The 10124-nt window shown below is 71.7% G+C and carries 1 protein-coding gene; it reads left to right on the top strand.

All coding sequences use genetic code 11. The features are described 5' to 3' along the window. Nucleotides 1-8 precede the first annotated feature (8 nt). Complete coding sequence (locus MOV08_RS16395; RefSeq protein ID WP_275307870.1) at nucleotides 9-10091, top strand: type I polyketide synthase; 10083 nt, start codon at nucleotides 9-11, stop codon at nucleotides 10089-10091. The last annotated feature ends 33 nt before the right edge of the window (nucleotides 10092-10124 follow it).

The raw sequence follows: 10124 nt of genomic DNA, 5'->3' as shown, positions 1-10124 counted from the left end.
GAGTCAAAGTGTCACCGACTAACGAAGACAAGCTGCGCAGCTACCTCAAGCGGGCCATCGCCGATCTGCAACAGACCCGGGACCGCCTGGCCGAGGTCGAGGCAGGGGACCGGGAACCGATCGCGATCATCGGCATGGCCTGCCGCTACCCCGGTGGCGTCGGCTCGCCGGAGGACCTGTGGCAGCTGGTGGCGTCGGGCACCGACGCCATCGCGGCGTTCCCCGACAACCGCGGCTGGGACGTGGACGGGATGTACCACCCGGACCCGGACCACGCCGGCACCACATACGTGCGGGAAAGCGGATTCCTCTACGACGCGGCGGAGTTCGACCCCGCGTTCTTCGGGATCTCGCCGCGTGAGGCCATGGCGATGGACCCGCAGCACCGGCTGCTGCTGGAAACCTCGTGGGAGGCGCTGGAGCGGGCCGGCATCGACCCGGCTTCGGTGCGCGGCAGCCGGACCGGCGTGTTCGCCGGCATGATGTACCACGACTACGCGGCCCGGCTGAACGTCGTGCCGGAGGGCCTGGAGGGCTACCTCGGCAACGGCAGCGCGGGCAGCATCGCGTCCGGCCGGGTGGCCTACACCCTCGGCTTGGAGGGCCCGGCGGTCACCGTGGACACCGCCTGCTCGTCCTCGCTGGTCACCCTGCACCTGGCCGCGCAGTCACTGCGCAAGGGCGAGTGCACGCTGGCATTGGCCGGTGGCGTCACCGTGATGTCCAGCCCCGGCTCGTTCATCGAGTTCAGCCGCCAGCGCGGGCTTTCCCCGGACGGCCGCTGCAAGGCGTTCTCCGCCGACGCCGACGGCACCGGCTGGGGCGAGGGCGTGGGAATGCTCCTCGTGGAGCGGCTCTCCGACGCCCGCCGCAACGGACACCCCGTGCTAGCCCTGGTGCGCGGTTCCGCGGTCAACCAGGACGGTGCGAGCAACGGCCTGACCGCGCCGAACGGCCCTTCACAGCGGCGTGTCATCCAGCAGGCGCTGGAGAACGCCAACCTGACCGCCCAGCAGGTGGACGTGGTGGAGGCACACGGCACCGGCACCCGACTCGGTGACCCGATCGAGGCCCAGGCACTGCTGGCCACCTACGGCCAGGACCGCGAACGGGCGCTGTGGCTCGGGTCGCTGAAGTCCAACATCGGACACACCCAGGCCGCCGCCGGCGTGGGCGGCGTGATCAAGATGGTGATGGCCCTCCAGCACGGCGTGCTGCCGAAGACGCTGCACGTGGACGAGCCGACTCCCGAGGTGGACTGGTCCGCGGGTGCGGTGTCGTTGCTGACCGAGCAGGTCGAGTGGCCGCAGACCGGCGAACCGCGCCGGGCCGCGGTGTCGTCATTCGGCGTGAGCGGCACCAACGCGCACACGATCCTGGAACAGGCACCGCCGGTCGAGGCGCAGGCCGTTGCCGCGCCGGCGCCGGGTGTGGTGCCGGCTGTGGTGCCGTGGGTGGTCTCGGGCAAGACCGAGGCCGCGCTGCGTGCACAGGCATCCCGCCTGCTGTCCTTCATGGACTCGATGCCCGAGCTGAACCCGGCGGATATCGGCATCTCGCTGGCCGCGGGCCGCGCAGCCTTCGAGTACCGTGCCGCGGTTGTCGCCACCGACCTGGCTGCCTTCCGCTCCGGACTCGCCGCGCTCGCGGACGCCGGTTCCGCTCCCCATCTGGTGCAGGGCGTCGCGGGCGGCCGCAAGGTCGTGTTCGTCTTCCCTGGTCAGGGTTCGCAGTGGGTGGGCATGGCCGCGGAGCTCTTGGACTCCTCGCCGGTGTTCGCGGAGTCGATGCGGGCGTGCGCGCAGGCCCTTGCCCCGCACGTCGAGTGGTTGTTGCTGGATGTGCTGGCTGACGCTGAGGCGTTGGAGCGGGTTGATGTTGTTCAGCCTGTGCTGTTTGCGGTGATGGTGTCGCTGGCGGCGTTGTGGCGTTCGTACGGTGTTGAGCCGGCCGCTGTGGTGGGGCATTCGCAGGGTGAGATTGCTGCTGCGTGTGTGGCGGGTGCGTTGTCGCTGGAGGATGCTGCGCGGGTGGTGGCGTTGCGGAGTAAGGCGCTGCTGGCCCTGTCCGGTCGGGGCGGCATGGTGTCTGTCTCGCTGCCGGTTGATGAGGTCACCGGGCGTCTTGAGCGGTGGGACGGTCGGATCTCCGTCGCCGCCGTCAACGGTCCGGGCTCGATTGTCGTCTCCGGCGACGTCGATGCACTCGACGAACTCCTCGTTGACTGTGAGGAGTCCGGTGTCCGGGCTCGCCGTATCCCGGTGGACTACGCGTCCCACTCGGCGCATGTGGAGGAGATCCGCGAAGAGCTCCTGACGATCCTCGCGGACATCAGCCCCCGCCCCTCGCAGGTGCCGTTCTACTCCACGGTGACGGTGGAGCGGATCGACACCAGCGTGCTGGATGCCGAGTACTGGTACCGCAACCTGCGGCAGACGGTTCGGTTCGAGGAGACCGTGCAGCTGCTCGCCGAGCAGGGCCACCGCCTCTTTGTCGAGTCCAGCGCGCACCCCGTGCTGGCGATGGGGATCCAGGAGACGTCCGAGCAGATCGTGGCCCTGGGCTCCCTGCGGCGCGACGAGGGCAGTCTGGACCGGTTCCTGCTGTCCCTGTCCGAAGCCCACGTGCACGGCGCGGCCGTCGACTGGACGGCCGTGTTCCCCGACGCTCGCCGCGTGGACGACCTGCCCACGTACGCCTTCCAGCGCCAGCGCTACTGGCTCGATGCGGACGCCCCGGTGGGCGAGGTGTCGGTGGACCCGGTCGATGCGCGGTTCTGGGCGGCCGTGGAAGGCGAGGACCTGCGAGCGCTGGCCGACGCACTCGGCGTGCGCGGGGACGACGCAGCCGCGCTCGAAGCGGTGCTCCCGGTGCTGTCGGCATGGCGCCGCACCCGCCGCGACAAGTCCACCGTTGATTCCTGGCGCTACCGGATCGGCTGGCAGCGCCTGCCTGAACCGGCATCCGCCGCGCTGTCCGGAAACTGGCTGGTGGTGCTCCCGACGGGCGGCGCCGGGCAGTGGGGCACCGCCGCGGTGGCGGCGCTGGAAGCCGCGGGTGCCGAAGTCACCGAGGTCGAGCTGCCTGCCGAGACCGACCCCGGGGCCGTCGCCGAGCTGCTGAGCGGTGCCGCGCCCGAGGGGGTGCTGTCCCTGGTGGCGTTGGAAGGGACTCCGGTGGGGGCAGCGAACACCGTTTCGCTGCTGCAGGCGCTCGGCACCGCCGGGATCGACGCGCCGTTGTGGTGCGCGACCCGTGGTGCGGTGGCCGTCGCGTCCGGGGAGGGACCGGACAGTCCGGTGCAGGCCCAGGTATGGGGTCTCGGCCGGGTTGCCGCCCTGGAACACCCGCAGCGTTGGGGCGGTCTGATCGACCTGCCGGTGGACGCGGACGACGCGGCACGGCGACGACTCGTCGGCGTGCTGGCCGGCGCGGGTGACGAGGACCAACTCGCCGTTCGTGCCGCCGGGCTGTACGGGCGGAGGCTGGAGCACGCGCCGCTGGCCGACCGGGCCCCGTCGAGGGCGTGGCGGCCGTCCGGCACGGTCCTGGTCACCGGCGGTACCGGTCCGCTGGCCGCGCAGGCCGCGCGGTGGCTGGCCGAGAACGGCGCCGAGCACGTGCTGCTGGCCGGTCCGGTCGAGAAAGAGGGCGAAGAAGGGGGCGAAGAAGGCGTCGGAGGGGGTGTCGCAGGAGGCGAGGCCGCTCTTGAGGCCGAGCTGGCCAACGCGGGCGCGCGGCTGACCATCGTGCCCTGCGAGTCCGACGACCGCGCGACGCTGGAGAAGCTGTTGGCGACGCCGCCCACCGCGGTGGTGCACGCGCCGACCGTGCTCGACCAGGCGCCGCTGGCCGAGACCACTCCGGCCGAGTTCGCCGCGGTGGTCGACGCCAAGGCGGCCATGGCCGCGCACCTCGACGGGCTGCTGGACGCACACGCCCCGGACGCGGTCGTCGTCTTCTTCTCCGCGGTGGCCGGCGTGTGGGGCAGCGGCCGGCAGGGCGCGTACGCGGCGGGCAACGCCTACCTCGACGCACTGGCCCAGCGGCGGCGTGCCCGTGGACTGCCCACGACCTCGGTGGCCTGGAGCCCGTGGGACGGTGGCGCGGACACCGAGGACGGCTTCCTCGACTTCCTGCGCCGTCGCGGCCTGCGCGCCATCGACCCCGCCCTGGCGATCACCGCCCTGCAGCAGGTCATCGACCACGACGAGACGTTCGTCGCGCTCGCCGATGTGGACTGGGAGCGGTTCGTCGCCGGGTTCACCGCGGTGCGGCCGAGCCCGCTGATCGCCGGACTGCCCGAGGTGCGCCGCATACAGGCGGAAGAGGGCGAGACGGCAGGTGCCGAGGGCTCCGTACTGGCCCAGCGGCTGGCCGGCAAGACCGATCTCGAACGCGATCGGATCGTGTTGGAGCTGGTGCGCGACCAGGTGGCAGCGGTGCTCGGCCACTCCGCGCCGGAAGCGGTCGAGGTCGGCCGGGCCTTCCTGGAGCTGGGTTTCGACTCGCTGACCGCGGTGGACCTGCGCAACCGGCTGAACGCGGCGACCGGCCTGAAGCTGCCCGCCACCTTGATCTTCGACTATCCGACGGCCACCGCGCTCGCCGACTACCTCAAGACCGAGGTGCTCGGCGCCCCGGCGACCGCCTCGGCCGTCCCGGCCGTGGCCACGGGGACCGACGAGCCGATCGCCATCGTCGGCATGGGCTGCCGTTTCCCCGGCGGAGTCACGTCGGAGGAGCAGCTGTGGCAGCTGATCTCCGCCGGTACGGACGCCATCAGCGAGTTCCCCACCGACCGTGGGTGGGACCTCGACCAGCTGGTGGACCAGGACGGCGAGCGCGCCAGGACCTCCTATGTCGGAAACGGCGGTTTCCTGCACGACGCGGGCGAGTTCGACCCGGCGTTCTTCGGGATCTCGCCGCGTGAGGCGTTGGCGATGGACCCGCAGCACCGGCTTCTGCTGGAAACCTCCTGGGAGGCGTTCGAACGGGCCGGTGTCGACCCGAACTCCTTGCGCGGACGGCCGGTGGGCGTGTTCGCCGGCACCAACGGCCAGCACTACGCCCCGCTGCTCCAGGGCGCACCGGAGAACCTGGACGGCTATCTGGCGACCGGTAACGGTGCGAGTGTGCTGTCGGGCAGGGTTTCGTACACGTTCGGTCTCGAAGGACCGGCGGTGACGGTGGACACGGCGTGTTCCTCGTCGCTGGTCGCGCTCCACCTGGCGGCGCAGGCACTGCGGCAGGGCGAGTGCGAACTGGCGTTGGCCGGCGGCGTGACGGTGATGTCCACCCCGGACATGTTCCTTGAGTTCAGCCGCCAGAACGGGCTGGCAGCGGACGGGCGTTCCAAGGCATTCGCGGCGGCGGCTGACGGCTTCGCGCTTGCCGAGGGCGTAGGCATGCTGCTCGTGGAGCGGCTCTCCGACGCACGTCGCAACGGGCATCCGGTACTGGCCGTGGTGCGGGGTTCCGCGGTCAACCAGGACGGTGCGTCCAACGGTCTGACGGCGCCGAACGGTCCGTCGCAGCAGCGCGTGATCCGCCAGGCGCTGGCCAACGCGGGCCTTGGCACGTCGGACGTGGACGCGGTGGAGGCACACGGTACCGGCACGACGCTGGGTGACCCGATCGAGGCCCAGGCACTGCTGGCCACCTACGGCCAGGATCGCGAACGGGCGCTGTGGCTGGGGTCGTTGAAGTCGAACATCGGTCACACTCAGGCCGCCGCTGGTGTGGCCGGTGTGATGAAGATGGTGTTGGCGATGCGGCACGGTGTGCTGCCGAAAACCCTGCACGTGGACGAGCCGACCCCTCAGGTCGACTGGTCGGCCGGTGCCGTCTCCCTGCTGACGGAGCAGGCGGAGTGGCCGCGGACGGATGCGCCGCGGCGGGCCGCGGTGTCGTCGTTCGGGATCAGCGGCACGAATGCCCATGTGATCCTGGAGGAGGCGCCGCCGGTTGAGGCGCAGGCCGTTGCCGCGCCGGCGCCGGTGCCGGGTGTGGTGCCGTGGGTGGTCTCGGGCAAGACCGAGGCCGCGCTGCGCGCACAGGCATCCCGCCTGCTGTCCTTCATGGACGCGACGCCCGAGCTGAACCCGGTGGATGTGGGCTTGTCGCTCGCTGCGGGGCGTGCTGCCTTCGAGCATCGTGCTGCGGTGGTCGGTGCTGACCTGGCCGCGTTCCGTGGCGGCCTGGCTGCGCTGGCGGATGCGACTGCGGCGCCTGGTGTGGTGCAGGGCACTGTGGCGGACCACCGTGCGGTGTTCGTTTTCCCTGGTCAGGGTTCGCAGTGGGTGGGCATGGCGGTGGAGCTTTTGGACTCCTCGCCGGTGTTCGCGGAGTCGATGCGGGTGTGCGCGCAGGCTCTTGCGCCGCATGTCGAGTGGTCGTTGCTGGATGTGCTGGCCGACGCTGAGGCGTTGGGGCGGGTTGATGTTGTTCAGCCCGTGCTGTTCGCGGTGATGGTCTCCCTGGCCGCGTTGTGGCGTTCGTACGGTGTCGAGCCGGCTGCCGTCGTCGGTCATTCGCAGGGTGAGATTGCTGCCGCGTGCGTGGCGGGTGCGCTTTCGCTGGATGATGCTGCGCGGGTGGTGGCGTTGCGGAGCAGGGCGCTGCTGGCCCTGTCCGGTCGCGGCGGGATGGTGTCCGTCTCCCTCCCCGCAGACGAGGTCACCGGGCGTCTTGAGCGTTGGGACGGTCGGATCTCCATCGCCGCCGTCAACGGCCCGGGTTCGATCGTCGTCTCCGGCGACGTCGATGCGCTGGATGAACTCCTGGCCGACTGTGAGGAGTCCGGTGTCCGGGCTCGCCGTATCCCGGTGGACTACGCGTCCCACTCGGCGCATGTGGAGGAGATCCGCGACGAGCTCCTGACGATCCTCGCGGACATCAGCCCCCGCCCCTCGCAGGTGCCGTTCTTCTCGACGGTGACGGTGGAGCGGATCGACACCAGCGTGCTGGATGCCGAGTACTGGTATCGGAATCTTCGGCAGACGGTTCGGTTCGAGGAGACCGTGCAGCTGCTCGCCGAGCAGGGCCACCGCCTCTTTGTCGAGTCCAGTGCGCACCCCGTCCTGGCGATGGGTATCCAGGAGACGTCCGAGCAGATCGTGGCCCTGGGCTCCCTGCGGCGCGACGAGGGCAGTCTGGACCGGTTCCTGCTGTCCCTGGCCGAAGCCCACGTGCACGGCGCGGCCGTCGACTGGACGGCCGTGTTCCCCGACGCTCGCCGCGTGGACGATCTGCCCACGTACGCCTTCCAGCGCCAGCGCTACTGGCTCGACGCCCCGGCGGCGGCGAGCGATGTGGCCTCGGCAGGGCTGGGCTCTACGGACCATCCGCTGCTGGGCGCGATGGTGGAGCTGCCGGACTCCGACGGCATGCTGTTCAGCAGCAGGCTGTCCCTGGCCGGTCATCCGTGGCTGGCCGACCACGCGGTGATGGGCTCGACCCTGTTGCCGGGCACCGCCTTCGTGGAGCTGGCGGTTCGCGCCGGTGACCAGGCGGACTGCGGCCATGTCGAGGAACTCACCCTGGAATCGCCGCTGGTGCTGCCGGAACGCGGTGGCCGTCAACTCCGGCTGTCCGTGGGCGAATCGGACGCGACCGGGCGACGCACGCTGGGCATCCACTCGCGGTCCGAGGACGGCGGCGCATGGGTCAGGCACGCCAGCGGTGTGCTGGCTGCGGACGCTCCTGCGGCTCCTGCCCCCTCCGGGGGTGTCTGGCCACCCGCGGGCGCGGTGCCGATCGAGCTCGACGACCTGTACGGCCGGCTGGCCGCCACCGGCTACCACTACGGCCCGGCCTTCCAGGGCCTGCGCGCGGCCTGGCGGCACGGTGACGAGGTCTTCGCGGACGTCGCGCTGCCCGAGGAGCGCCGCTCCGACGCGAGCCGCTTCGGCCTGCATCCGGCCCTGCTGGACGCCGCGGTCCAGGCGGTCGGCCTCGGCGGCTTCCTCGGCGACTCGGGTCAGAGCAGGCTCCCGTTCCTGTGGGGTGGGGTGTCGCTTCGGGCCGTCGGTGCCGCCGCGCTGCGGGTCCGGATCTCGCCCAACGGCCAGGACTCGGTGTCGCTCGCCGTCACGGACACGCTCGGCCAGCCGGTGGCGGAGGTGGACTCCCTTGTGCTGCGGCCGGTTACCGCCGAGCAGTTGCGTGCCGCGCGGGCGGTCCGCCACGACTCGCTGTTCCGCGTCGACTGGGCGGTCGTCCCGGCGCTGCCCGCGGTCGCCGCCGACCGCTGGGCGGTCCTCGGCGCGGATCAGGACAAGCTCGGCGCCGCTCTGCAGGCCGCCGCGCTTCCGGTGGACGTGTTCGCCGACCTGGCTGCGTTCGATGCGGCGCCGGTGCCCGCCGTGGTGCTCGCGCCGTGCACCGTCGACTCCGTCGCGGACGCCGCCGACACGGCCTCGGCGGTGCGCCTGGCGACGCACAAGGCGCTGGCACTGGTCCAGGGGTGGCTCGCCGACGAGCGGTTCGCGCAGTCGCGCTTGGTGCTGGTGACCCGTGGCGCGGTGGCCACCCGGCCCGGGGAGGACGTGCCCGACCTCGCGCACGCCGCGGTCTGGGGGCTGATCCGGTCCGCGCAGGCCGAGCACCCGGACCGGCTGGTGCTGCTGGACCTCGACGAGCACGATGCCTCCTACCAGGCGCTTGCGGCCGCGCTCGGTACCGATGAACCACGACTGGCGGTGCGCGAGGGCACGTTGTACGCGCCCCGGCTGGCCAGGGCCGTGGCCTCCGACGAGGTGCCGCGGGCGCTCGACCAGGACGGCACCGCGCTGATCACCGGCGCCACCGGTGCGCTCGGTGGGCTGGTGGCCCGGCATCTGGTCGTCGAACACGGGGTCCGGCGGCTGGTGCTGGCCGGCCGCCGGGGCATGGAAGCGCCCGGAGCGGCCGAGCTGGCCACCGAGCTGACCGAGCTGGGTGCGACGGTGACGATGGCCGCGTGCGACGTGGCCGAGCGGGACCAGCTCGCCACACTGCTCGCGGACATCCCGGAGGCCCACCCGTTGACCGCGGTGGTGCATGCCGCCGGTGTGCTGGACGACGGTGTGATCGAGTCGCTGACTCCGGAGCGGATCGACGCGGTGCTGCGGCCGAAGGTGGACGCGGCGCTGCACCTGCACGAGTTGACCCAGGACATCGACCTGGCCGCGTTCGTGCTGTTCTCCTCGGCGGCCTCGACCTTCGGTGGTCCGGGGCAGGGCAACTACGCGGCGGCCAACGCGTTCCTGGACGGGCTGTCCCAGCGCCGTCGGGCGAGCGGGTTGCCGGCCAGTTCGCTGGCGTGGGGCCTGTGGGCGCAGCGCGGTGGGATGACCGCCCACCTCGCGGACGAGCAGATCGACCGGCTCGAACGCGGTGGCATGGCCGCACTGTCCACCGCCGAGGGCCTGGCCCTGTTCGACGCCGCCATCGGCTCGGACGAGGCCGTGCTCGTGCCGGTGCGACTGGCCCCGGCGGCCCTGCGTGCCACCGAGGTCGTCCCCGCGCTGCTGCGTGGGCTGGTGAGGGCACCGGCGCGGCGGACCGTCGACGCCGGTTCCGTTCCGGACGCGGCTTCCCTGCGGCAGCGGCTCGGCGGTCTGGCGGAGGCGGAGCGCGACCGGGTGCTGATCGACCTGGTGCGTGGCCAGTTGGCGGCCGTGCTGGGCCACGCCTCACCGGACGCCATCGATGCCGGGCGCGGGTTCCTTGAGCTCGGCCTGGACTCGCTGACCGCGGTGGAGCTGCGGAACCGGCTGAACGCGGCGACCGGACTGCGGTTGCCCGCGACGTTGGTGTTCGACTATCCGACACCGTCCGCCCTCACCGGCTACCTGGCCGCGGAGATCGTGCCGGACACGGCGAACTCCGCTGCGCCGCTCCTCGCCGAACTCGCACGACTTCAGGGCGAGTTGGCCGCGTTCACCGCGAACGAAGAGTCCCGCGGTCAGATCACCGTCCGCCTCAAGGCGCTGATGGCCAGCTGGACCGACGGCGGCGAAACCGAGACCGAGGCCGAGGCCGACCTGGACACGGCCACCGACGACGAGATGTTCGACCTCATTGGCAAGGAGTTCGGGATTTCTTGAGCACCAGCGAATCCGGAACGTCCATCAGAAAGG

The organism is Streptomyces yunnanensis, assembly GCF_029011865.1.
GTDB lineage: Bacteria > Actinomycetota > Actinomycetes > Streptomycetales > Streptomycetaceae > Streptomyces > Streptomyces yunnanensis.
Note: the sequence above shows the minus strand (reverse complement) of the source record. Positions and strands in the feature narration are given on the sequence as shown.